Origin of the sequence: Rahnella inusitata (genome assembly GCF_003263515.1) — a bacterium.
Taxonomy (GTDB): Bacteria; Pseudomonadota; Gammaproteobacteria; order Enterobacterales; family Enterobacteriaceae; genus Rahnella; species Rahnella inusitata.
Genome location: NZ_JYDE01000010.1, coordinates 46037 through 69340, shown reverse-complemented (window position 1 = coordinate 69340; position 23304 = coordinate 46037). Strand labels below are relative to the sequence as shown.

Genomic DNA, 23304 nt, shown 5'->3' with positions numbered 1-23304 from the left:
TTTTCGTCTGACGCGGCCCGCATTCTGTCTGGCTTTAAGGGTTGTGATCGCGTTAGCATTGAGAAAGATTATTCCAACTCTGAGGATGCTATGGCTATTGAATTGATTGCAATTGATATGGACGGGACGTTGCTCAATCCGCAGCACGAAGTGACGCCTGCCGTGAAAAAAGCGTTGTCCGATGCGCGTGCAAAAGGCGTGCAGATCGTTCTGGCGACCGGACGTCCTTTTATCGGCGTACAGCGTTATTTACAGGAACTGGATTTGCAGCAGGACGGATGTTACTGCATTACCAATAATGGCGCGCTGGTACATAACGCTAAAGATGGCAGCGTGATCGCCGAAATAGCCCTTACAATTGACGATTATCACTACTTCGAACAACTCTCCCGTCAGCTCGGCGTACATTTCCATGCGCTGACCAAAACCGATTTGTTCACCGCTAACCGCCACGTCAGCAGCTACACCGTGCATGAGTCCTTCACCACTGGCATCCCGTTGCAGTTCTGCCCGGCAGAAGAGATGGATCCGACGCTGACCTTCCCGAAAGTGATGATGATTGATGATCCTGAACTGCTGGATCGCGCCATCAGCCAGCTGCCTGACGACGCTAAAGCGCGTTACACCATCATGAAAAGCTCGCCATACTTCCTCGAAATTCTCGATAAGCGCGTGAATAAAGGCGAAGGCGTGAAAGTGCTGGTGGAAAAACTGGGTCTTGCACGCGAGAGCGTGATGACGCTGGGCGATCAGGAAAACGACATTGCGATGCTGGAATACGCCGGTCTCGGCGTGGCGATGGGCAACGCGCTCGACAGTGTGAAAGCGGTCAGTCAGTTCGTCACCAAAACCAACACCGAGGACGGCGTGGCGTTTGCCGTGGAGAAATTTGTTCTGAACGTCTGAGACTGATGAAAAGGAGCCCGCCGCGGCCATGGAAAAACAGTTAACCTCTGATGCCCGCGGGCATCAGCTGACCAATATTAACGTCTGGACGCCGGACAGCCAGTGGCTGGTGTATGACGTGCGTCCGCACGGCGGCTCTTTTAGCGGTTCAAACATTGAGCGGGTGAATGTCGCAAGCGGCGAAACTCAGGTGTTATACCGCGCTCCCGAAGGCGCACATGTCGGCGTGGTGACGGCCAGCCCGGTTCAGCCAGGACGTTACGTATTTATTCACGGTCCGGAAAATCCGGATGCCAGCTGGCAATATGATTTCCATCACCGCCGCGGTGTTATCGTCTCCGATCCTTTACGCAATGAGGCCGTCACGCTCGATGCGATGGATATCACCGCACCCTACACATCCGGCGCGCTGCGCGGCGGCACGCACGTTCACGTCTTCAGCCCGGACGGTTCACGCCTCAGTTTTACCTATAACGACCACGTTTTGCATGAATTAGATCCGGCGCTCGATTTGCGCAACGTCGGTATCGCGCTGTCCGGTTATCCGGTGGCTTCGGCAAAACATCATCCACGTGAATATGATGGCAGTCATTTCTGCGTGCTGGTCAGCGATACCACCGCGACACCTGCGCCGGGCAGTGACGATATCAACCGTGCGTATGAAGAAGGCTGGATTGGCGGCGAAGGCTATCTGAAACCTGACGGCCGCCGTCAGCGTTGGGCGCTGGCGTTTATCGGCGATACGTTGTCAGCAAACGGCGAAAAACACCCTGAAATCTTCGTGGTGGACTTGCCGCCTAGCGATGAAGATTATCTGCGTGCAGGCGAAAAACCGTTGCAGGGTACGCCGGAAACGCTGCCAGCACCGCCTGCAGGCGTGAAACAGCGACGTATTACATTCACCGAAAAAGGCATCGCGACGCAGCCGCGCCACTGGCTGCGCACGTCGCCAGACGGTACACAGATTGCATTTCTGATGAGAGACAAGCAGGACGTGGTTCAGGTGTGGACGGTTTCACCGAATGGCGGCGAGCCGCTGCAAATCAGCCATACGGCAACGGGCATTCAATCTGCTTTTAGCTGGAGCCCGGACGGAGAATCGCTGGCGCTGGTGTGCGACAACAGCGTGATGCGCCTTGATGTGGCTACGGGCGAAATGACCCGGCTGACCGACCGAACGGAGATTGCCCCCTGCGCCGACGCGGTAGTGTATTCGCCGGATGGCAGTAAAGTGGCGTTTATGCGCCAGTGCGGGGAATTTGCGCAGATTGCAGTGACATCAGGCAGCTAGCGCGGCTTACAAAAAACGAAACCGGCCTGCGTTGGCCGGTTTGTTGATGTCTGCACGGGCTATTTTTTGTGAGCGGATGATTTCTGCGAATGTGTGGTTGCAGACATCGGCGGCACATGGTCGATATCGACGCCGTTACTCAGCGCGAGATTACGTTCTTCGCTGGCCTTGATGCGATCCCTGGCTGTCACTGTGCCGCTGCGAAAATAGTCATACGGCAGCAGTACGGTATCAAGCACGGCACTGAACGGCAGATCCAGCAACAACAGCGGTGTCATTGCCCAGCTGGTGTCATCACTCTTCATCATTTCTACGTCCGAGCGTGTGCCCGAATAATATCCCGTATCGCCACCGGTATGGGTCATGACACTGGAACAGCCGCTGGTTGCTAAAAATGCGCATCCGGTTATCAGCGGCGCTAGTACAAATTTCTTCATGTTAGAACTCATCTTATGCTGTCAGGCTGAGTTTTTTCGTCAAAACGACTTATACCACTCAACTAAAAAATTTAACAAAGCATGCTGTAGCTCTGTGGCTGCGATCTCATTAAGTGTAATGACTAATTGAAATCTTGCTGAAAACCGTCCGTCTTCGCGGGCAGTTCTCCGTCACGCACTTTGTCTTTAAACTTTTACTGTTCCGGCAAACTCAAAAAAATTTCGTTTTTTTTTGTGGTGGCAGACTTGAAAATTTTTCTTTAGTCGCCATTTTTAATTTACGACGCAGGAAGAGATACGCCGGAAGGGTATTTCCTCTTTCATAAACAAATGTGTCGCTGGCCTGTCCCAAGGGAAGGTCTTCAACAAATATACTCGCTGAATATCAGGAGAAGTAGTAATGCGTAATTTTGATTTATCCCCGCTGTACCGTTCTGCTATTGGTTTTGACCGTTTATTTAATCTTATCGAATCGGGTCAGAATCAGGGCGGCGGATATCCCCCTTATAATGTCGAGCTGGTGGATGAAAACCATTACCGGATTGCGATCGCGGTAGCCGGTTTTGCTGAATCCGAGCTGGACATCACGGCCCATGACAACATGCTGGTGGTCAAAGGTGCACATGCACCGACAGAAACAGACCGCACCTATTTATATCAGGGTATCGCTGAACGTAATTTCGAACGCAAATTCCAGCTGGCTGAGCATATTCAAATTAAAGCCGCTAACTTAGCGAACGGTTTGTTGTATATCGATCTGGAACGTATCGTTCCTGAATCATCCAAACCGCGGCGTATCGAAATTCGCTAATTCACGGGCTGTCTGAATTTTAAAAACCTTATGTGAAGACAGCCAGAAAATGAAAAAGTTTAGGCTCGCCGTCAGGGAGCTGCCCCGTCACATCCAAAATGGCTGACGGGATTGTTAATCTCGCTTCAAAGAAGGAGTTACACCATGCGTAATTACGATATTTCTCCATTACTGCGTCAGTGGATTGGTTTCGATAAATTGGCCAGTTCTATGCAGGGTTCCGACCAGGCATTTCCACCGTACAACATCGAGAAGTCAGACGATAACCACTATCGCATCTCGCTGGCGCTGGCCGGATTTAAACAAAGCGATCTGAATATTGAAGTGGAAGGCCCGCGTTTGACCGTCAGCGGCACGCCGGCTCAGCCTGAAACCAACGTTGAGTATTTGCATCAGGGGCTCGTCATCAAGCCGTTTACCCTGAGTTTCACGCTGGCTGAGCATATGCATGTTTCAGCGGCGGAGTTCGTCAACGGCCTGCTGCACATCAGCCTGGTGCGTGACGTACCGGAAGCGCTGCAACCGCAGAAAATCGCGATAGGCAGTGACAAACCGGCGCTGGAAAACCAGACGTCGTAAGTTATCAGGCATTAAGCAGAAAACAGAACCGGGGCGATGAGCCCCGGTTTTTTTATGTTTTAAAACAGGCGATACAGACGAAGCGGAATGGATTACTGATTTTCCGCGTGAGCTTTTTCCACTTCTTCCGCCAGAATCTTCACGCCGCGTTCGATTTGCTCTGAATCCGGCACGTAGTTCATACGCATACACTGGTGGGTGTGCGCCCACGGATGTTCCAGCCCCGGGAAGAAGTAATCGCCCGGCACCATCAGCACGCCGCGCTGTTTCAGACGCTGGTAAAGCACTTCGGTGGTGATCGGCAGATCTTTAAACCACAGCCACAGGAATATCGCGCCTTCCGGTTTGTGGATCAGACAGCGTTCTTCCGGCAGATAACGGCGCAGCGTGGCAATCGTTTCCTGCACGCGCTGATAATAAAACGGTTTGATAACCTCTTCGGAAAGTCGCAGCAAATCGCCTCGCACAATCATTTCATGCGCGATGGCCGGGCCGACGCTGCCCGGTGACAGGCTGATAATGCCGTTCATGTTGCTGATCGCTTTGATGATTTTCTCATCGGCAATGACAATGCCGCAGCGTGAACCCGGCAGGCCGAGTTTCGACAGGCTCATGCAAAGAATGATATTCGGGTTCCACAGCGGCGTCGCATCGGTGAATACGATGCCAGGGAACGGCACGCCATAGGCGTTATCAATAAGCAGCGGGATATTTTTCTGCTGCGCCAGCGCGTCGAGACGGATCAATTCTTCGTCGGTAATCACATTGCCGGTCGGGTTGGTCGGGCGTGAAACGCAAATCAGTCCGATGTCTTCGGTAATATTGAGGTGATCAAAATCGACGTGATATTTGAACTGGCCTTCCGGCAGTAATTCGATATTCGGTTTGGCGGAGACAAACAGATTTTCATCCAACCCGGCGTCGGCATAGCCCAGATACTCCGGTGCCAGCGGGAACAGGACTTTGGACATGCTGCCGTCGGCGCGACGTCCGGCGAACAGGTTAAACAGATAGAAAAAGGCGCTCTGGCTGCCGTTGGTCAGCGCGATGTTTTGCGCATCAAGCTGCCAGCCCAATTCTTTTTGCAACATTCCGGCCAGCGCGTGACGCAGCACGTCTTTGCCCTGTGGGCCGTCGTAGTTACACAAGGCTTCCGTCAGTTTGCCTTCGGCCAGCATTTCGCTGAGCAACGTCTGGAAATAATCCTGCATCTCAGGAATTTGCGCCGGATTGCCGCCGCCGAGCATCACAGCGCCTGGCGTGCGTAAACCGTCATTCATGTCGCCCATCAGACGGGTGATGCCTGAAAAACGGGTAAATTTGTCACCGAAAGCAGAAAACGTCATAGAAAGCTTTGTATGTTATCGAAATGTGATGCCCACAATAACGCCTGCGGCAAAGCAGTGCAATCGGACCACCGGGTTTTGAAATGTCCTTCCCCGCCGTAAATACGGGCAGGGAAGGAGAGGGCAGGGTGTTCTTTGTGACTTACTTCTTCAGGACTTCCGGGTTCACGCAGAACTCTTTCACGTCACCTTTCAGGGCGGCGATCAGGTTATCGACGGCACAGGCGGCCATGTCGTAACGAGTTTCATGCGTAGCGGAACCGATGTGCGGCAGCGCAACCACGTTTGGCAGGCTCAGCAGCGGGGAGTTTTTCGGCAGCGGTTCAGTCTCGAAAACATCCATGCCTGCGCCATAAATTGTACCGGCTTTCAGAGCCTCGATCAGGGCCGGTTCATCGATTACCGGGCCACGACCGGCGCTGATCAGGATCGCACTGGATTTCATTTTTGCCAGTTCGTCTTTACCGATCAGGTGGAACGTTTGTTCGGTCATCGGCAGCAAAATACACACGAAATCAGATTTTTTGAGCAGTTCATCCAGCTCGCATTTACGGGCGCCAAACTTCTCTTCGGCTTCTTTATGCTGGCTGCGGGCGTTATACAGAATCGGCATGTCGAAGCCGAAATGCGCGCGCTGCGCCAGTGCCAGACCAATGCGGCCCATACCGACGATGCCCATGGTTTTGTGATGCACGTCGGTGCCGAACCAGTCCGGGCCGACGTTATCGGTCCATTCACCGGCTTTTACGCGCTCGGCGACATTCACCACGCGACGCGCAGTGGAAAGCACCAGCGCCATCACGGTATCAGCCACGGTATCGGTCAGCGCGGTCGGGGTGTGCATCATCGGGATTTCACGACGAGTCAGTTCGGCCACGTCGAAATTATCGTAACCGACGGAAATGGTGGAAACCGCACGCAGGCGCGGTGCATGGTCAAACAGCTCTTTATCAATCTTTCCGCCAGATCCCAGCAGCCCTTCGGCGTTTTGCAGCGCATCAAACACCGCAGGACGGTTTTCGTCAGTGATGCCATCAAATTCAGTGATAGCGAAATGCTGCTCGAGACGTTGATGCAAATCGGCTGGCAGTTTTTTGTACAGAACAATAGACGGCTTCATCAATTATTACTCCCCTGAGTTAAGGAAACATCTTCGGATTTTGTGGCGGCCTGTCGCGGTTTCACCAGCAGAGTTAACCCTGCGGAGAGCACGAGCGACACGGCCATAAAAATAAAGGAGGCGGAAGGGCTGCCGGTATTGCCGTTCAAATACCCGACAAACCAAGAACCAAAGAACGAGCCCAGCGCGCCGAGGCTGTTGATCAAGGCCATCGCGCCACCGGCGACATTCCTGGGTAGCATTTCAGGAATGATGGCGAAGAACGGCCCGTAAGGCGCATACATTGCGGCAGCGGCAACCACCAGTAAGCCGTAAGACAACCAAAAGTGGTGGCTGCCGGCGGCCCAGGAACCGAAGAACGCCAGCGCGCCTATTAACAAAAGCGGCCAGACGAACAGCTTACGGTTTTGCATCTTGTCGGAGGCCCACGACACCACAATCATAGCGATGGTGGCGGCCAGATATGGCGCGGAGGACAGCCAGCCCGCTTCGACCATACCCATCTCTTTGCCATCGTGCAGAATCGACGGCAGCCACAACACGAAGCCGTACACACCAATACTCCAGAAGAAATATTGCAGGCAAAGCAAGACGACGCTGCGTGAGCGGAAAGCTTCGCGATAGCCACCGACCGCCTGAATGTCTTTCTGCTCTTTTGCCAGCTGGTCGCTCAGGGCTTTCTTCTCCTGCTCGCTCATCCAGCCAACCTGTTCCGGCTTATCTTTCACGGTAAACCACCAGATGATCGCCCAGATGACTGCCGGAATCCCTTCAAAGATGAACATCTCACGCCAGCCAAAGGATTCGATCAGATAGCCGGAAAGCACCGACATCCACAGCACGGTGACCGGGTTTCCGAGTATCAGAAAGGTATTAGCGCGGGAGCGTTCAGATTTTGTAAACCAGTTGCTGATGTACACCAGCATTGCGGGCATCACCGCGGCTTCCACTACGCCGAGCGCGAAGCGGATCGCCGCCAGCATCGGAATATTGTTCACCACACCGGTGAGTGACGCAAATCCGCCCCACAGCAGTAAGCACCAAAAAATCAGTTTCTTAACGCTGCGGCGCTCGGCGTAAATGGTGCCGGGGATTTGGAAAAAGAAATAACCCAGGAAAAACAGCGCGCCCAGAAGGGACGACATTCCTTTGGTGATACCGAGATCATCATTAATTCCGGCGGCCGAGGCGAAGCTAAAATTCGAGCGGTCAACATAGGCCAGACTGTATGTGATAAATACGATCGGCATGATGTACCACCAGCGACGCGGCGCGATCCTGGACGGCTTCATAACGGTTCTCCTGATTATTCGTCAGAATGACGTACAACCTCTTTTTGCCATGACTTACAGACGTAATAAGTCGACGTAATACTTCGTCACGGCGGTCAGGTTTTCACCCTCGAGCGGAAATTCAATACCGCGCGGTACATCCTGCGGCAGCGCTTTGAGCAACGCTTTCCAGCTGCCGTCGCTGTCATCGAGCGCTACGGCGTGCCATTTTCCGGCGCGTTTCTCCGCCGCTTTCACATGAACGTACCCGACGTGACGCGCCAGACGTTCCGCTGCGGTGGCCGGATCTTGTCCGACCCACAGCCAGTTCGCCATATCGAAAGTCATCGTCAGCGGCAGGCGCAGTGATTCCGCCGCAAACATAAAGGCGTTGATGCGCGAAAGAATGCCGCATTCGCTCGACTGGTCATTCTCGACCACCAGCTTCACCGGCTGCGAGGCCAGCAGCACTTTCAGCGGCGTCAGATCGGCACCAGGCTCAAACTCGCCCAGTGAAAACTTGATCGTTCGGGCACCTAAAATCTGTGCTTCTTCAAAATACTGTCCTGCATCCGGATTCAGCTTACCGCCCGAAATGAACAGCGCGAAGGGCACCGAATAGACGGCAAACAGCCCGTGTTGTTGAATTTTTTCCGCCAGCTGCGGCAGTGCATCCAGCTCTGTGTCGGAGAATAATTCACGGCGGATCTCCACCCCGTCAGCTTTTGCACCGGCGATAATCGAAAGCAGTTCTGCCTGCCCGCCGAGGGCTTTCACTACACTGTTACCGTACGCGGCGGTAACGATGACGATCTCTCTTTGCATGACTCTCTATCCTGTTAATTCGCACCGAATTGCGGTGCCAGCGACCGTTTAGAAGACCTAATCTTAGTGGAACAAATGGCTAAACGGGTTCTTGTTAATAATTTGTTTCGCTTTATACAACCTAATTGGAACCGGTTCCAATCAAAAGACCTGAAAGCCAGAAACATGATCCCGCTCACGAAGAACGGGAGATAAAAGGGGAAGAAAAAGGAAATCAGCGGGCGGCGGTCGATGCGCGCGCAATCAGTTCGCCGGAGAATTCGATGTCTTTAACGGGCTCAGTATTGCCCTGAATGCGCATCACCAATTGGCCAATTGCCGCAACGCCCATGTCGTAGGTCGGCTGTTTAAAGGTCGTTATCCCAACGCCCGCGAGATCGGCCCACACCAGTTCGTCGAAGCCTGACAAACCGATATCCGGCCCCCAGGTCATATCCAGACGACGCATGGCGCGCGCGACCTGAAGCGTCAGCGCACCGTTCACGCACATCACCGCTTTATGCTTATCGGGATGGCGTGCGACAAAATCGCGCAGCAGCGTTTCCAGCCCTTGCGAGTTGCTCAGCTCGATTTCGCCCTGTTCGGCGATGCACTGCGGGGATTGCTGCATGCGCTGCAAAAAGGTGCGCAGGCGATCCAGTCGGGTGTTAACCGTGGCCGGTTCGGTGACGAAAAGCAGTGCTTCAAAACCATTTTGCAGAAGATGATCGGTCATCATCTGTGTGGCTTCCACGTTATTCAGCGCGATGACGTCGCAGGCGAAATCCGCCACTTTGCGGTCGATCAGCACCATCGGCAGATTCGCCTGTTGCAGCGTGGAAATCGCCGCTTCGCGCATTCCGACGGCGTTCACCACAATGCCGTCCACGCGATAGCTGCTGAGCAACTGGAGGTAATGTTTTTCCTGATCCAGCTCGTTGTTGGTGTTACACACCAGCAGCGTCAGCCCTTCCTGACGGCACGCGGCTTCGACACCACGCATCACTTCGACAGAATAGGGATTGGTAATATCGGCGAGGATCAGCCCCACCAGACGCGTCTGACCGCTTTTCAGGCTGCGCGCCATCTGGCTGGGCTGGTAATCCAGCAGGGAGATTGCCCGTCCGATGCGCTCCTTGAGATCATCGGACAGCAGGTGTTTTTCACCGTTGAGATAACGTGAAACGCTGGTTTTGCCGGTTTTTGCTGCACTGGCAACGTCACGTATCGTGGCGCGACCCGCTGCGCCCGGCTCCTGTTTTTTGCTCACAACCTTTCTCCCCTCATGCTTATTTCACGGAGACTAGCACAGAGTGTCGAAAGGCTGTAAACGTTACTCAGTGCAATCCTTCCACCGGTCTTGCCGCCGCAACCGTCTGTTTCTGCGGACGGCTGCTCAGCGTGAAGGCTGAAATAATGGTCACACTGAAGGCAATTCCTCCAAGGATCAGGTAGGTATCGCTGAACCCGATGCGGTCGTACAAACTGCCTGCAAAGGCGGAAAGGAAAATCGCCGCCAGCTGTTTGGCGAAGTTAAAGCCGATCAGATAAATGGTCGCCGAGAACCGGACATCAAAAATCTGTGTGATGTATTTGAACACCCCGACCAGCAGGAACGGCACTTCCAGCGCGTGAAGCATTTTCAGCAGGATGACTTCTGCCGCCGTGGTCGCAAACGAAGAGCCGACGATACGAATCGACATGATGGTACCGGCCAGCAGCAGCGTATTTTTCGCGCCAATACGGTTAATTATCCATGGCGAACAGAACATAATCAGCGCGTTACATAGCTCACCGGCGGTGGTGACATAGCCGAACATTTCGGTGCCATGCTGCGGTGAGGAGAAAAACGTTTTGAAGAAGGTGGCGAACTGCTGATCGAAAACATCGTAAACGCAGGCGACGCCCACCACGTACAAAATCAGCATCCACAGTTTGCGTTCTTTCAGCAATAAAGCCGCGGTTTTCAGCGAGAATTGTGACTGATTGGCGCCAAGTTTATCCAGTACCTGCGCATTTTTATTTTCCTGCGGACGGGAAATCAGCAGCAAAACCATCAGAATGACCGCTGCGCCGGATCCCATCCAGAACACGATGTCCGGGTTAATGTTAAACAGTATCCCCGCCGTTGACGCGCAAATCCCCCAGCCGAAACAGCCGAACATTCGCGCCTTGCCGTATTCGAAGGCGCTGTTGCGGCTGACCCTTTCGATATACGCCTCGGTCGCGCCGGAACCGCCCGCGAAGACGAAGCCGATGTACGCGCCGCCGAGAATGGCGCCGAGCACAATATTGATTTTCAGCAGCGGTGCGAACACGTAAATAAAGAATGGCGCGAAGAGGAACAGCAGTACGGCGATGATCCACAACAGGTGTTTCTTCAGGCCAAGTTTGTCAGAAATAATGCCGAAGAACGGCTGAAACAGGATAGCGAACAGCGACATGCTGGAGAACACGATGCCGGTTTCCGTTTTGCTCAGGCCGATAACGTCAGACAGCCAGATGGGTAAAAACGGATAACAGGTCGCCATAATGAAGAAATAGAGGAAGAAATAGCTGCCAAATATCCAGAAGTTCGCATTTTTTTTATAGAAGCAACGATCGCCAGTTTGTGTAGGGTTCATAGTGATTTCCTTGCCGAAACCATCAAAACCGGCACCGAAGCGCCGGCGTTTTTTATGTTTATGTGTTCTTCAACTTTCCGGATTACACCCGTTCAAAACCGAGCAGCAGGGCACTTTCCGGATCCAGTACCGGCAGCGTCAGCCCGGCGTTCGCCAGCCATTCTCCGCTCAGCACCGGCGCGTCGTGCAGCCACGCCGGTTGTACCCGCATGGTGTGGCCGCTGCCGCCACCGGCCAGCAGCGCCGGTTCGTCCAGCACCGTCACGCGATAACGTGCATCGGCTTGCAGCCCCGGCACCCGCAGCGTTCCCGGTAATGACCAGGTTGGCATCGCCAGCTGACTCACCAGAAATACCGCGCGATCGCCGCTCTGGCTGACCACGCCGTTGATCAGCATCGCGTCATCGCTGCTATCGACCCGATAGACGTCGCCGCTGTGCAGCAATGGCCGCAACTGCTGGTGCAGACGGGTGTATTTCGCGAAGCCGGCGCGCTCCTCCTCGCCTTCTTTCACCGGATCGAGCTCAATGCCCATGTGTCCGAACAGCGCCGTGAGGCCGCGAAATTCAATACTGTGCTGGCGTGAGGTGGCATGGCACAGCTTATTGCCGATGTGCGAACCCATCACTTCCGGCGGGAAGAAATAGCTCATTCCGCGCTGAATTTTCTGCCGCTCCAGTGCGTCATTGTTGTCCGACGTCCAGAAGCGGTGGCTGCGTTTCAGTACTTCATAATCGATGCGGCCGCCGCCGGAGGCGCAGGATTCGAATTCAATCTGCGGGAAGCGTTCGCCCAGCACGTCGAGCAGGCGGTAAAACTGCTGCGTTTGCGCCGTCAGCGCCGCCCGGCCTTCATGTCCTGGCTGGACGATTTCGCGGTTCATGTCCCATTTAACATAATCAACGTCGTGCTCGCTGAGCAGCCAGCTCATGCGTTCCACCAGATAATCAAAGACCTGCGGATTGTTCAGATCGAGCACGAACTGATGACGGCCGCTGGGTTGCTGATAACCCTGCAGCGCCAGCAGCCAGTCCGGGTGGGCGCGATACAAATCCGAATCCGGATTAATCATTTCCGGTTCGACCCAGATACCAAATTCCATGCCGAGATTTTTGACGTGGTCGATCACCGGTTTCAGCCCTTTCGGGTATTTCTTCTCATCGAGATACCAGTCGCCAAGCGCCGCGCGGTCGTGGTCGCGGCCACGGAACCAGCCGTCGTCGATAATGAAGCGTTCAACGCCTAAAGCAGCCGATTCCGTCGCCATCTGCATGATGTAGTCGGGATCGTGATCGAAATAAATCCCTTCCCATGTGTTGAGATGCACAGGACGCGGTTTCTGTGTCGGGAAATGCAAAATTTCTTCGCGCACGAAGCGGTGGAACTGCTGGCTCATGCGGTTCAGCCCTTGGGCGGAATAGCTGGCGTACAGCCACGGTGTCTCCAGCGTTTCGCCCTGTTCGAGGCGCTGCTCACCCGGAAGATACAGCGCTTCGGCCTGCACCAGACGGCGACCGTCGATTTTGATGTCAGCACGCAGACGGTGGTTACCGCTCCAGCCCAGGTGGATCCCCCAGACTTCGCCCTGTTCTTCGCTAAAGCCCTGATGACCGATCATCATCGCCGGGAAATATTCGGAGGAGGTTTTGCCGCGACGGTTTTCCTGAATGATGCCGCCGTGATCGAGCTGCGTGCGGTGCGGCTGGAACTCTTTGATCCAGCGGCCATGAAACGCCATCACTTCGGCGGCGCGTTCTGGCAGCGGCAGCGTCACGGCAAGGCGCGTGAGCTGATAAGTGCCGGATTTGAGATTGGTCAGGGCATTGCGGGTTTGCAACACACCGCTGTCATCGAGGCGCAGTTCGCTGCGAAATTGCAGGCCGGCGATCGCATCCTCGGTAGTGATCGTCAGCTGGTTTCCCTGATGGCGGACATCTACGGTGTCGAACACCGGCGACCAGTCCAGACCGTCACGATGGCCTTCAACACCCGGTGTACCGAAAGACCCGCGTCCGGTGTCAGCGCTGAAATTTAGCGGAGCTTCCACGTCCAGGCGGCCATTGGGTACCGCGCGGGCAAGGGAAATTACGTCATCGGCTGAAAACTGGCTCAGACGCTTTCCCCAGTACAGGATTTCAGCGAACGGCGTACAGCGCACGATCAGGCTGGTGTGTTCGCTGGTTAAATGGACGATCTGGTTTTCCATAGTGTCACGACTCCACAAGGTAATTTGCAGCGATAAAACGCTATCTGGTGGAGTAACTATTGATCCGAAACGTTTCGGATGGGAAATGCGAAGATGCAAATTTGTGATATAGGGTGGAAAAATAGTCTGAGGGGAATTTATAACTTCGGTGGATGTGCGGTAACGCCCGCCTGCAATTCCGGCTGCCAGAGAACCTGCAACTGGCTCATCGGTTCGTTGCGGATCAACGCCATCGTCATCTCGGCGATTTGCAGTCCGACCGCTTCGCGGGTGCCCTGACGAATAGCGGTGACGGCCACGTCGGGCAGGCTGTCAGAGGGTAAACCATCGTAGATAATCAGCGAGACCGCGCCACTGAGCAACAATCCGGCTTCGTACAACGCCAGCGCCGCGCCTTCGCCGTGCATATTGCAGTCGCAGACAATGGCGGTGGGTGGCTGCGGCAATGCCAGCAACGCCTGTGTCGCCTGATAACCAGCGCGGCGGCTCGGGCTGACTTTATTCACGTATTGCGGATTTAGTGGCAGTTTATTGGCCATCAGCCCGTCGAGATATCCCTGACGACGCTGGCTGATAAAAGATTGCTGATTGTTTTCGCCGAGGAACGCAATGCGCTGATGGCCAAGCCCCGCGAGATGATCGACCGCCATTTGCATACCAGCACGGTTATCGAAATCGAACCACGCATAATCCTGAGTCAGGCAGGTGCTGCGGCCTAGCGCCAGAAAGGGAAAATTGCGTTGCTGCAAATCCAGCAGGCGCGGATCGTCATTCAGCGTGTGTGCCACCAGCATGGCGTCTACGCGTTTGCTTTCGATGAGCCGTCGCCACGAAAAGGTTCCCAGCTCATCCGGCACCAGCAGCAGATCGATCTCATGTTTTGCCAGTTCGCGGGTGATACAGCCGACCATTTCGACAAACGCAGAATTGCTTAACGGATGGGAAGTGAAGGGGAAAATAAGGCCAACAGCGTCGATCTTACCCATCTTCAGACGGCGGGCGAGGGTATTGGGCCGGTAACCGCGTACATCCGCTGCCGCCTGCACCCGCGCTTTGGTGTCCGCTGAAACGTCATCATAACCGTTCAGCGCACGGCTGACGGTGGTCACAGAGAGACCGAGATCTTTGGCGATAGCTTTCAGAGACATACTGGCATCCGTTGCGCAGGTGAGAGAAGCGGTTGCCGGAGGATAACATAAACGCAAAACGGAGCCTCGCGGCTCCGTTCATATTTTGTATTTCAGCGGTTTTACTGCAACGGGCTGAGGGTAATCTCAACGCGGCGGTTCTGCGCTTTACCCGCTTCGGTGCTGTTGCTGGCGATCGGATTATCCGGGCCTGCGCCGGTGGTGCGTACGCGGCTGCCGTCGACGCCCTGAGTGATCAGCGCGCTGCCGACACCGTCAGCACGTTGCTGTGACAGCTTCATGTTGAGCGCACGGGTACCGGTGCTGTCGGTGTAACCGACGACGTTCACGGCAGTTTTAGGATACTCTTTCAGTACCATCGCCACGCCGGTCAGCGTGTTTGCGCCCGCCGGTTTCAGCGTGCTGCTGTTGGTGTCGAAGGTGACGTTATTCGGCATGTTCAGCACGATGTTATCGCCCTGACGGGTAACGCTGACACCCGTGCCTTTCATTTTGTCGCGCAGCTTAGCTTCCTGCACATCCATGTAATAACCCGCACCGCCACCCAGCGCAGCGCCTGCAGCGGCACCAATCAGTGCGCCTTTGCCGCGATCGTGTTTGGATGAAGAAAGCATCCCAACGCCCGCACCTAAGGCGGCGCCCAGACCCGCGCCAATGCCGGATTTACCTGCTTCTGATTCGCCGGTGTACGGGTTGGTGGTACAGGCTGACAGGCCCATCGTGACGCAAAGCACGCCAGCAACCACAAGAAGTCTTTTGTTCATCTTATTTCCTTTCTGGATGTTTTCTTTATGTTCTTTTTTCAGAACCTGACTGCTCCATTATGACTGCACGCTTTCCGGTAAGTTGCACAGAAAAAGGTGACAAAACATAAACAATTGCAACGAGCAGATATCAGCCCTGCGGCGATCTGGCGCCATTTATGCGTAATTTCGTGGAGTTTAGCAGTAGGAGAATTCCGGTTATCCGTTTTTGTCTTTTTACGGATCTCAGAAGCTTATTTAGAAAGGGGCTGATGCCAGCGCAAAACCCAGGTAGGAAGATCGGTTCCGGGGTGAACCGTATCGTTTACCACTAAGAACTCTTCTTTGCGATAAAAAGCCAGGGCGCGGTGATTTTCCTGATAAACCTCGAGCAGCAACAGCGGGTAATGGTTTTTCACCTCCTGCATCAGTTGCTGCGCGATGCCTGTTCCATAAACCTTTTCATCAACAAACAGCGCGCCGATGAACTGATGATTGAGCACGCTGATGAAGCCATTAATTCCGCCGTCTTCAGCGGTGGAAACCCAGGTCACCGCCTGCGGTAAAAAGGTTTCGCGCACCATGGGTGCGCTTTCAAACCAATAGGTTTCATCAATAAACGGATGCGCCGCCAGCGTGCTGCGCAGCCATAGCCGCATAATGGCTTCGACATCGGCAGGGGCGGAGAGACGGATCATACTGGTTGATTTTTCGGATGGCAGAAACAGTAAGACTGATGATCGTTCACCAGCCCGGCGGCCTGCATAAACGCATAGCAAATCGTCGAACCGGTAAATTTGAAGCCTTTCTTTTTCAGTGCTTTAGACATCGCATCGGAAACGACGGTCTTGGCCGGTACGCCTTCCGGGCCGAGCGGATTATTGATGACCGGTTGATGGTCAACAAAGCTCCAGATGAACTCTGAAAAATCTTCACCATTGGCCTGCATGGCCAGATAAATTTGTGCATTCAGGATGATCGCTTTGATTTTTCCGCGATGACGCACAATCCCGGCGTCGAGCACCAGACGTTCTACGTCGTCGTCGGTCATTTTGGCGATGCGCACCGGATCGAAATTGTGGAAGTTATTGCGGTAATTTTCGCGCTTTCTGAGGATAGTGATCCACGACAGCCCTGCCTGCTGGCCTTCCAGACACAGCATTTCAAACAATTCGCGGCCATCTTTGACCGGAACGCCCCATTCTTTATCGTGATAATCGAGATAAATCGGTTCTTTCGAAACCCAGCTACATCGGGTGGTCGCCATTCTGTCATCCTTTTAAGAAGCCTGAAAACATGGGGCCAGTGTGTGGCTTCCCGGATAACTCTGCAACGTCGCAATTTCTGTGCACCCAACTTGACGCTGGTCGGATCTGAACAATATTTAAAGCCATTCATTACGTAATCCCTGCGTATTCAGGGATGCGAACCGCAAATATTTTCGGGATATCACGACGATGACAGGCAAAAAAACGCCGTTTTACGGATGACACAGGGGGCATTCGCCGTGGCGATGTGCTTAGGTTTTCAGGCTCCGGCGCAGGCTTACAGTCAGCTTTATGTCTTCGGCGACAGCCTGAGTGACACTGGCAATATTGGCCGCTGGACCTTCGACAGCAGCTCGCATCAGCTGTACGACGAAATTCTGGCGAAAAATATCGGCACTACGCTGACGCCTTCTTCCCAGGGAGGCCTGAACTATGCCGAAGGCGGCGGTGTTGCGGTGCCGGGCCTCGATTCTGAGTACACCACGCAGGATCAGGTCAAAAGCTATCTGAACTCGACCGGGGGCAAAGCCGATCCTGACGGGCTGTACATTCACTGGATTGGCGGCAACGATCTGGCCGCCGCCGCGCTGAGCCTGAACCCGATTTCTGCCGTAGAAATTGCCACCAACAGTGCCACCCAGGCCGCGTCGCAGGTGAACGATTTGCTGAAAGCCGGAGCGGGAACCGTGGTGGTGCCGACCGTGCCGAATATCGGCCTCACGCCGGTGCTGATGGAAGGCATTATCCAGGTCGGATTGCTGCCGGTGCAGCAGCAGGCGCTGGAAGCGGCCTACCAATATCTGAATGCACAAAACACTCCGGACAACGATGCGCGTACTGAAGCGATTCACAATGCGCTGAAGGCTTCAACCACCGCCGGTCTGGATTCCGAACTGGTGCAGGATTTGTTATCAAAAGGGCTGATCGCCGCCTATGACGCGTTGAAAAGTGTGGCAGGCGATCTTACTGATACCTACAACACCACCGAAGATATCGCGCTGGCGAAAACCGGCGGCAATATTGCGCGTGTGGATATCAACGGGCTGTTCAACGAAGTGATTGCCGATCCGAACCTGTACGGCTTCACCAATACCGCCGGCACCGCCTGCCCGGTCGGTACCTCGGCCTCTGAGTGTACGTCGAACCTGCCGGGCTTCGACAGCAGCAAAGCGTTCCTGTTTGCCGACCATTTCCACCCGACCCCGCAGGCGCACGCGCTGATCGCCGAGTACATGCAGTCGGTGATTAACGGTCCGCTGGAAGTCACCGCGCTGAATCAGGGCTCGCTGGCGCTGGCGCGCAATACGCAGGGGCTGCTCGACAGCCGCTACCAGCAGTTGCGTTCGCAGGATAATGACGCCGGTACTTTCGGCATGTTCGGGGGTTATGCCGGACAGAGTGCGGACAGCAAAATCAATCCGTCGCTGGGTGAGGGTGATCTGACATCTAACTCGCTGAATATCGGGATGGATTATCAGATGACCGATCGCTGGATGATGGGGCTGATGATTTCCGGTTCAGACGATAAACAGGATCCGACCGACCATTACAGCTACCGCACGCGAGGCTGGATGGCGACGGCCTTCAGCGGTGTTAAAATCGCCGAAAATGGCTGGATAAACGGCGATGTTCATTATGGTTCGCTAAACTACGACGATATCAACCGCAGTATCAAATTGGGGCCAACCACCCGCACTGAGCGTGGCGATACCGACGGTAAACAGATTGGCGGACGGCTCACGGCTGGCTGGGATTTCCCGGTTTTACCGGTGCTGAAAACCGGCCCGGTGGCGCAGTACAGCTGGGATTACAGCAGCATTGACGGTTACAGCGAGAAAGGCAACAACAGCACCTCGATGCGTTTTGGCGACCAGACGTCCCACTCGCAAATCGGCGCGCTGGGCTGGCGTCTGAACGCCGAACTCGGCATCGTGAATCCGTACGCGCAGGTGACCTACGACCGTCAGTTCAGCGATAACACCTACACCGCCACGGGCGCGATAAAATCGACCCGTACGCACTTCAGCCGCACCACCGGCGAACAGGACAAAGACTGGGTCGACATGACAGCAGGCTTAAACGTCCAGTTAACTCACAGTCTCTCTGCCTTCGCCGCCGTCTCCCAAACCACCGGTCTGGATTCCGGCGAGCAAACGTCCTATAACGCGGGGATCAGTGCACGGTTTTAAACCCTGAGGGGGTGACAGCCCCCTAATCCCACCCGAAATTAAACACTTTCTCTCCGCTGCGCAGCCGTTGCCTGATTCTGGCTGATTATCTTCCGTTCAGCGGGTATACTGTCCGACTCTTTAATACCCGTCATACTTCGAGTTGCAGATGCGTTGACTGCGCTCGCTCACCCCCGTCACTTAGTTATCTAAGCTCCAGGGGATTCACGAGCTTGTCGCCTGCCTGCCAGTCGAATTATTTTGTGTATAAACCCACTTTCTCGCGTGCGAATCCAACATGCAAAAGTTTGATACTAAGACATTTCAGGGCCTGATCCTGACACTGCAAGATTATTGGGCGCAGCAGGGCTGCACCATTGTTCAACCGCTGGATATGGAAGTTGGCGCGGGTACTTCGCATCCGATGACCAGCCTGCGCGCGCTCGGCCCTGAGCCTTTTGCGGCAGCCTATGTTCAGCCATCACGCCGCCCGACTGACGGTCGCTACGGTGAGAACCCGAACCGCCTGCAACACTATTATCAGTTCCAGGTGATGATCAAACCTTCCCCGGAAAACATTCAGGAGCTGTACCTCGGCTCCCTGAAAGAGCTGGGCCTTGATCCGCTGATCCACGATATCCGCTTCGTTGAAGATAACTGGGAAAACCCGACGCTCGGCGCCTGGGGTCTTGGTTGGGAAGTGTGGCTGAACGGCATGGAAGTGACGCAGTTCACTTACTTCCAGCAGGTTGGCGGCCTGGAATGTAAACCTGTGACCGGTGAAATCACCTATGGTCTTGAGCGTCTGGCGATGTACATCCAGGGCGTGGACAGCGTTTACGATCTGGTCTGGAGCAACGGTCCGCTGGGGAAAACGACTTACGGCGACGTGTTCCATCAGAACGAAGTGGAGCAATCCACCTATAACTTCGAATACGCCGATGTCGATTTCCTTTTCTCCTGCTTCGAACAGCATGAGAAAGAAGCGCAAACCCTGCTGGCACTCGAAAAGCCGCTGGCATTGCCTGCGTACGAACGCATTTTGAAAGCAGCTCATTGCTTCAACCTGCTGGATGCGCGTAAAGCGATTTCTGTGACTGAACGTCAGCGCTACATTCTGCGCATCCGTACCCTGACTAAAGCGGTAGCTGAAGCGTATTACGCTTCCCGCGAAGTGCTGGGCTTCCCGATGTGCAAAAAGAACGAGAAGTGAGAAACAGTGATGACTGAAAAAACATTTCTGGTGGAAATCGGCACGGAAGAACTGCCACCGAAGGCTCTGCGCAGCCTTGCTGAATCTTTTGCCGCTAACCTGACTGCGGAGCTGGATGCGGCGAATCTGCCACACGGCGACGTCAAATGGTTTGCAGCACCGCGCCGTCTGGCGCTGAAAGTCTCTGCCCTGCATGAATCTCAGGCCGATCGCGAAGTAGAAAAACGCGGCCCTGCGGTTTCTCAGGCATTTGATGGCGAAGGCAAACCAAGCAAAGCCGCCGAAGGCTGGGCACGCGGTTGCGGTATCACCGTGGATCAGGCCGATCGTCTGGTCACGGATAAAGGCGAATGGCTGGTTTACCGTGCGCATGTCAAAGGCGAAAGCGCACAACAGCTGCTGCCTGCGATGATCGCCACGTCGCTGTCCAAACTGCCGATTCCAAAACTGATGCGTTGGGGCGATTCAGACGTGCAGTTTGTGCGTCCGGTTCACACCGTCACTTTGCTGCTGGGCGATGAGCTGATCCCGGCGAAAATCCTCGGTATCGATTCTGCGCGCACTGTTCGCGGTCACCGTTTCATGGGTGAGCCTGAATTCACCATCGACAACGCCGATCAGTATCCGCAGATTTTGCTCGAGCGCGGCAAAGTGATCGCTGATTACGAACAACGTAAAGCCATCATCAAGCGTGATGCCGAGAAAGCAGCGAAAGAGATAGGTGGTATTGCCGATCTGAGCGAAAGCCTGCTGGAAGAAGTGGCGTCTCTGGTGGAATGGCCGGTTGTTCTGACCGCGAAATTCGAAGAGAAATTCCTGGCGGTTCCGGCTGAAGCGCTGGTTTACACCATGAAAGGCGATCAGAAGTATTTCCCGGTGTACGACGCCGCGGGCAAACTTCTGCCGAACTTCATCTTCGTGGCCAACATTGAATCGAAAGACCCGCAGCAAATCATTTCCGGTAACGAGAAAGTGGTGCGTCCGCGTCTGGCCGATGCTGAATTCTTCTTCAAGACCGACCGCAAAAAACGTCTGGAAGATAACCTGCCGCGTCTGGCTACCGTGATGTTCCAGAAACAGCTCGGTACCCTGCGTGACAAAACCGATCGCATCGAAGCGCTCTCCGGCTGGATCGCCGATAAAATCGGTGCCGACGTGGAGAACGCTAAACGCGCCGGTCTGCTGTCTAAATGTGACCTGATGACCAACATGGTCTTCGAATTCACCGACACGCAGGGCGTGATGGGCATGCACTATGCGCGTCATGACGGCGAAGCGGAAGAAGTCGCCGTTGCGCTGAACGAGCAGTATCAGCCACGCTTTGCGGGCGACGCCTTACCGGCTTCCCCGGTGGCCTGTGCGCTGGCGATCGCGGATAAGATGGACACTCTTGCCGGTATCTTCGGCATCGGGCAGCACCCGAAAGGGGATAAAGACCCGTTCGCACTGCGTCGTGCAGCGCTGGGCGTGTTGCGTATCATCGTTGAGAAAAACCTGACGCTTGATCTGCAAACCCTGACCGAAGAAGCGGTGCGCCTGTACGGCGACAAGCTGACCAACGCCAAGGTTGTCGATGAAGTGGTTGATTTCATGCTCGGTCGTTTCCGCGCGTGGTATCAGGAAGAAGGTCACGCGGTCGATACCATTCAGGCTGTGCTGGCGCGTCGTCCGACCAAACCGGCTGATTTCGATGCCCGTGTGAAAGCGGTGAGCTACTTCCGTACGCTGGATGAAGCGGCAACGCTGGCTGCGGCCAACAAACGCGTTTCCAACATTCTGGCGAAATCCACCGACGTTCTGCTCGATCACGTTCACGCTTCCGTGCTCAAAGAGCCTGCTGAGCTGAAACTGGCGACGCATCTGGTGGTGCTGCGCGATAAACTCGAGCCGCTGTTTGCTGCCGGTCAGTACAAAGAAGCGCTGGTCGAACTGGCTGCGCTGCGCGAAACCGTCGATAAGTTCTTCGATACCGTGATGGTGATGGATGAGAATGAAGCGGTGCGCATTAACCGTCTGACGTTGTTATCTAAGCTGCGGGAGTTGTTCCTGCAGGTAGCGGATATTTCGCTGCTGCAATAAGTTCCCGAATCTGGCTCGATCCGCTCCCTCCTCTGCGAAGGGGAGGGGCAAAGCAAAACCGGCCCGTATTCGAATTTAAGCGCTTTATGAAAAAGCGTCGGGGCCGCAGGTATCGCATACCCACCTTATGTTCTATCCTATACCCCGCATGGAATGCATAAACTCGGCAGGGAACTTGCCGGTAAAAGAACATTGAAATCAGGAGTCAGGACTCATGGCTGTAGGGATCAGAAGCGGTGCATTTTCTCGCTGGCTGGCGCCGTTTATCGCACTGCTGGTAGTGTTTCAGCTCACTGCATGCGGCGATAAAGAACCGGAGCAACGCAAAGCCTTTATCGATTATTTGCAAAATACCGTGATGCGCAGCGGGCAAAACCTGCCATCGCTGAGTGAAGATCAAAAACAACGTTTTGGTAATTACGCGAATGACTACGGCATTATTTTGTCATTCTCCCGTCAGATGAAAGGCGCGGTAGACGGCAGCTTCGTGCCAGTCGTCAACGCTATCGGTCAGGTGCGCACGCCTCAGGATTACATAACGCAACGCGGTGCGTTGCAACAGGCGGCCAGTACGCTGAGCCTGCTGAATGCACAGCTGCGTGATTCCAAAACCAAAGCGGATACCGCGATGGCTGCGCTTAAGCAGCCGGACGATCTGAAAGCCGTTTACAGCCAGGTATATAGCACCGTGGTGACTCAGCCTGCGAATGCACTGACACCGCTGGTACCTGCGCTGCAAAGCTTCACGCAGGATATCGTCTCCGTCGGTGACTATCTGCAACAGCAGGGCACTCAGGTCGCTTTCGCCAACGGCGGCGTGCAGTTCCCGACGCAGCAACAGGCGACGCAGTACAACACCATGATGTCGAATCTGGTGGGCAAACAGCAGACATTGCTTCAGGCGCAGAAAGTCGCGCAGGGCGATTTCAGCAACTAAGGTTTATTCCGGCAGGAATACGGCGAACGGACCTCTAAAGCCACGTTAAATAACGTGGCTTTTTTAATGTAAAAAAATTAAAACAAGAGTGCTAATTTGACGAAGTTCACAATTACAGCATTTTAATAAAAATCATCATTTGTGATTCGGTTAACAAAATACCCATTGACTTATTATTTTTATTTAAAAATATAAGAAAATAATGTGAACGCCATTCACTTTTATCCCCCTGATTCTGTTTTATTAGACAGAGATCACAAGATGCCACCCGTTTGCTTAAAAAGTAACGTGAGAATATGCTCCTGATTATTCAACGCCCGTTATTATTCTGTGGGGTTTTATCCGGAGGAATA

General features: G+C 54.3%; 20 protein-coding genes. 8 read left to right on the top strand and 12 right to left on the bottom strand.

Going from position 1 to position 23304, the window contains the following annotated elements; genetic code table 11:
• The first annotated feature begins 90 nt into the window (after window positions 1-90).
• Together yidA and TU92_RS06240 are read left to right on the top strand one after the other, a co-directional pair.
• Window positions 91-906: a sugar-phosphatase gene (gene yidA, locus TU92_RS06245; RefSeq protein WP_112165370.1), complete on the top strand. Its 816-nt coding sequence runs from the start codon at window positions 91-93 to the stop codon at window positions 904-906.
• Between the two features lie 28 nt (window positions 907-934).
• Window positions 935-2197 (top strand): YidR family protein, encoded by a 1263-nt coding sequence (locus TU92_RS06240; protein ID WP_112165368.1) that lies wholly within the window; start codon window positions 935-937, stop codon window positions 2195-2197.
• A gap of 59 nt (window positions 2198-2256) precedes the next feature.
• Here TU92_RS06240 and TU92_RS06235 read toward each other — a convergent pair whose 3' ends face one another.
• Window positions 2257-2634 carry a YceK/YidQ family lipoprotein gene (locus tag TU92_RS06235; protein ID WP_112165366.1) on the bottom strand — a complete coding sequence of 126 codons (378 nt, stop codon included), beginning with the start codon at window positions 2632-2634 and terminating at the stop codon, window positions 2257-2259.
• A gap of 400 nt (window positions 2635-3034) precedes the next feature.
• Here TU92_RS06235 and ibpA point away from each other — a divergent pair, with 400 nt between their 5' ends.
• Both ibpA and ibpB read left to right on the top strand, forming a co-directional pair.
• The gene (ibpA, locus tag TU92_RS06230) at window positions 3035-3445 is read left to right on the top strand and encodes a small heat shock chaperone IbpA (RefSeq protein WP_112165364.1); all 411 of its coding nucleotides are present in this window, start codon (window positions 3035-3037) and stop codon (window positions 3443-3445) included.
• A 144-nt stretch (window positions 3446-3589) separates the two neighbouring features.
• Window positions 3590-4024 carry a small heat shock chaperone IbpB gene (ibpB, locus tag TU92_RS06225; protein ID WP_112165362.1) on the top strand — a complete coding sequence of 145 codons (435 nt, stop codon included), beginning with the start codon at window positions 3590-3592 and terminating at the stop codon, window positions 4022-4024.
• Between the two features lie 92 nt (window positions 4025-4116).
• Here the strand turns inward: ibpB and TU92_RS06220 are convergent, their stop codons facing one another.
• The 11 genes from TU92_RS06220 to TU92_RS06170 form a co-directional block, all read right to left on the bottom strand.
• The gene (locus TU92_RS06220; protein WP_112165360.1) at window positions 4117-5370 is read right to left on the bottom strand and encodes a valine--pyruvate transaminase; all 1254 of its coding nucleotides are present in this window, start codon (window positions 5368-5370) and stop codon (window positions 4117-4119) included.
• 142 nt (window positions 5371-5512) lie between these two features.
• On the bottom strand, window positions 5513-6490 hold the full coding sequence (gene ghrB, locus TU92_RS06215) for a glyoxylate/hydroxypyruvate reductase GhrB (RefSeq protein WP_112165358.1): 978 nt from the start codon (window positions 6488-6490) through the stop codon (window positions 5513-5515).
• A complete protein-coding gene (locus TU92_RS06210) occupies window positions 6490-7782 on the bottom strand; it encodes an MFS transporter (protein WP_112165356.1) in 1293 nt (430 codons plus the stop codon). The genes ghrB and TU92_RS06210 overlap by 1 nt, the downstream gene beginning before the upstream one ends.
• Before the next feature lie 54 nt (window positions 7783-7836).
• Window positions 7837-8586, bottom strand: coding sequence for a sugar phosphate isomerase/epimerase family protein (locus tag TU92_RS06205; RefSeq protein ID WP_112165354.1), 750 nt, complete (start codon window positions 8584-8586; stop codon window positions 7837-7839).
• Window positions 8587-8800: 214 nt separating this feature from the next.
• Complete coding sequence (locus TU92_RS06200; RefSeq protein WP_112165352.1) at window positions 8801-9835, bottom strand: LacI family DNA-binding transcriptional regulator; 1035 nt, start codon at window positions 9833-9835, stop codon at window positions 8801-8803.
• A gap of 67 nt (window positions 9836-9902) precedes the next feature.
• A complete protein-coding gene (locus tag TU92_RS06195) occupies window positions 9903-11189 on the bottom strand; it encodes an MFS transporter (RefSeq protein WP_112165350.1) in 1287 nt (428 codons plus the stop codon).
• A gap of 82 nt (window positions 11190-11271) precedes the next feature.
• A complete protein-coding gene (locus TU92_RS06190; protein ID WP_112165348.1) occupies window positions 11272-13395 on the bottom strand; it encodes an alpha-galactosidase in 2124 nt (707 codons plus the stop codon).
• Between the two features lie 137 nt (window positions 13396-13532).
• On the bottom strand, window positions 13533-14543 hold the full coding sequence (locus TU92_RS06185; RefSeq protein ID WP_112165346.1) for a LacI family DNA-binding transcriptional regulator: 1011 nt from the start codon (window positions 14541-14543) through the stop codon (window positions 13533-13535).
• Window positions 14544-14644: 101 nt separating this feature from the next.
• Complete coding sequence (locus tag TU92_RS06180) at window positions 14645-15307, bottom strand: OmpA family lipoprotein (RefSeq protein WP_112165343.1); 663 nt, start codon at window positions 15305-15307, stop codon at window positions 14645-14647.
• A gap of 233 nt (window positions 15308-15540) precedes the next feature.
• The gene (locus TU92_RS06175; RefSeq protein ID WP_112165340.1) at window positions 15541-15984 is read right to left on the bottom strand and encodes an N-acetyltransferase; all 444 of its coding nucleotides are present in this window, start codon (window positions 15982-15984) and stop codon (window positions 15541-15543) included.
• Window positions 15981-16553, bottom strand: a complete 573-nt coding sequence (locus TU92_RS06170) for a DNA-3-methyladenine glycosylase I (protein ID WP_112165337.1) — start codon at window positions 16551-16553, stop codon at window positions 15981-15983. The genes TU92_RS06175 and TU92_RS06170 overlap by 4 nt, the downstream gene beginning before the upstream one ends.
• A gap of 246 nt (window positions 16554-16799) precedes the next feature.
• Between TU92_RS06170 and TU92_RS06165 the strand changes: the two genes are divergently transcribed.
• From TU92_RS06165 to TU92_RS06150, 4 genes are all read left to right on the top strand, one after another.
• A complete protein-coding gene (locus tag TU92_RS06165) occupies window positions 16800-18743 on the top strand; it encodes an autotransporter outer membrane beta-barrel domain-containing protein (RefSeq protein ID WP_248291963.1) in 1944 nt (647 codons plus the stop codon).
• Between the two features lie 277 nt (window positions 18744-19020).
• Window positions 19021-19935, top strand: coding sequence for a glycine--tRNA ligase subunit alpha (glyQ, locus tag TU92_RS06160; protein WP_056775883.1), 915 nt, complete (start codon window positions 19021-19023; stop codon window positions 19933-19935).
• Between the two features lie 9 nt (window positions 19936-19944).
• The gene (gene glyS / locus TU92_RS06155) at window positions 19945-22014 is read left to right on the top strand and encodes a glycine--tRNA ligase subunit beta (protein WP_112165333.1); all 2070 of its coding nucleotides are present in this window, start codon (window positions 19945-19947) and stop codon (window positions 22012-22014) included.
• 214 nt (window positions 22015-22228) lie between these two features.
• Entirely contained in the window at window positions 22229-22951 is a 723-nt protein-coding gene (locus TU92_RS06150; protein WP_112165331.1) for a DUF3053 domain-containing protein, read from the top strand.
• Window positions 22952-23304 lie beyond the last annotated feature (353 nt).

Coding starts and splice junctions, on each gene's coding strand:
- yidA (WP_112165370.1), top strand. CDS start 91: ATGGCTATTGAATTGATTGCAATTGATATGGACGGGACGTTGCTCAAT.
- TU92_RS06240 (WP_112165368.1), top strand. CDS start 935: ATGGAAAAACAGTTAACCTCTGATGCCCGCGGGCATCAGCTGACCAAT.
- TU92_RS06235 (WP_112165366.1), bottom strand. CDS start 2,634: ATGAAGAAATTTGTACTAGCGCCGCTGATAACCGGATGCGCATTTTTA.
- ibpA (WP_112165364.1), top strand. CDS start 3,035: ATGCGTAATTTTGATTTATCCCCGCTGTACCGTTCTGCTATTGGTTTT.
- ibpB (WP_112165362.1), top strand. CDS start 3,590: ATGCGTAATTACGATATTTCTCCATTACTGCGTCAGTGGATTGGTTTC.
- TU92_RS06220 (WP_112165360.1), bottom strand. CDS start 5,370: ATGACGTTTTCTGCTTTCGGTGACAAATTTACCCGTTTTTCAGGCATC.
- ghrB (WP_112165358.1), bottom strand. CDS start 6,490: ATGAAGCCGTCTATTGTTCTGTACAAAAAACTGCCAGCCGATTTGCAT.
- TU92_RS06210 (WP_112165356.1), bottom strand. CDS start 7,782: ATGAAGCCGTCCAGGATCGCGCCGCGTCGCTGGTGGTACATCATGCCG.
- TU92_RS06205 (WP_112165354.1), bottom strand. CDS start 8,586: ATGCAAAGAGAGATCGTCATCGTTACCGCCGCGTACGGTAACAGTGTA.
- TU92_RS06195 (WP_112165350.1), bottom strand. CDS start 11,189: ATGAACCCTACACAAACTGGCGATCGTTGCTTCTATAAAAAAAATGCG.
- TU92_RS06190 (WP_112165348.1), bottom strand. CDS start 13,395: ATGGAAAACCAGATCGTCCATTTAACCAGCGAACACACCAGCCTGATC.
- TU92_RS06185 (WP_112165346.1), bottom strand. CDS start 14,543: ATGTCTCTGAAAGCTATCGCCAAAGATCTCGGTCTCTCTGTGACCACC.
- TU92_RS06180 (WP_112165343.1), bottom strand. CDS start 15,307: ATGAACAAAAGACTTCTTGTGGTTGCTGGCGTGCTTTGCGTCACGATG.
- TU92_RS06175 (WP_112165340.1), bottom strand. CDS start 15,984: ATGATCCGTCTCTCCGCCCCTGCCGATGTCGAAGCCATTATGCGGCTA.
- TU92_RS06170 (WP_112165337.1), bottom strand. CDS start 16,553: ATGGCGACCACCCGATGTAGCTGGGTTTCGAAAGAACCGATTTATCTC.
- TU92_RS06165 (WP_248291963.1), top strand. CDS start 16,800: ATGTGCTTAGGTTTTCAGGCTCCGGCGCAGGCTTACAGTCAGCTTTAT.
- glyQ (WP_056775883.1), top strand. CDS start 19,021: ATGCAAAAGTTTGATACTAAGACATTTCAGGGCCTGATCCTGACACTG.
- glyS (WP_112165333.1), top strand. CDS start 19,945: ATGACTGAAAAAACATTTCTGGTGGAAATCGGCACGGAAGAACTGCCA.
- TU92_RS06150 (WP_112165331.1), top strand. CDS start 22,229: ATGGCTGTAGGGATCAGAAGCGGTGCATTTTCTCGCTGGCTGGCGCCG.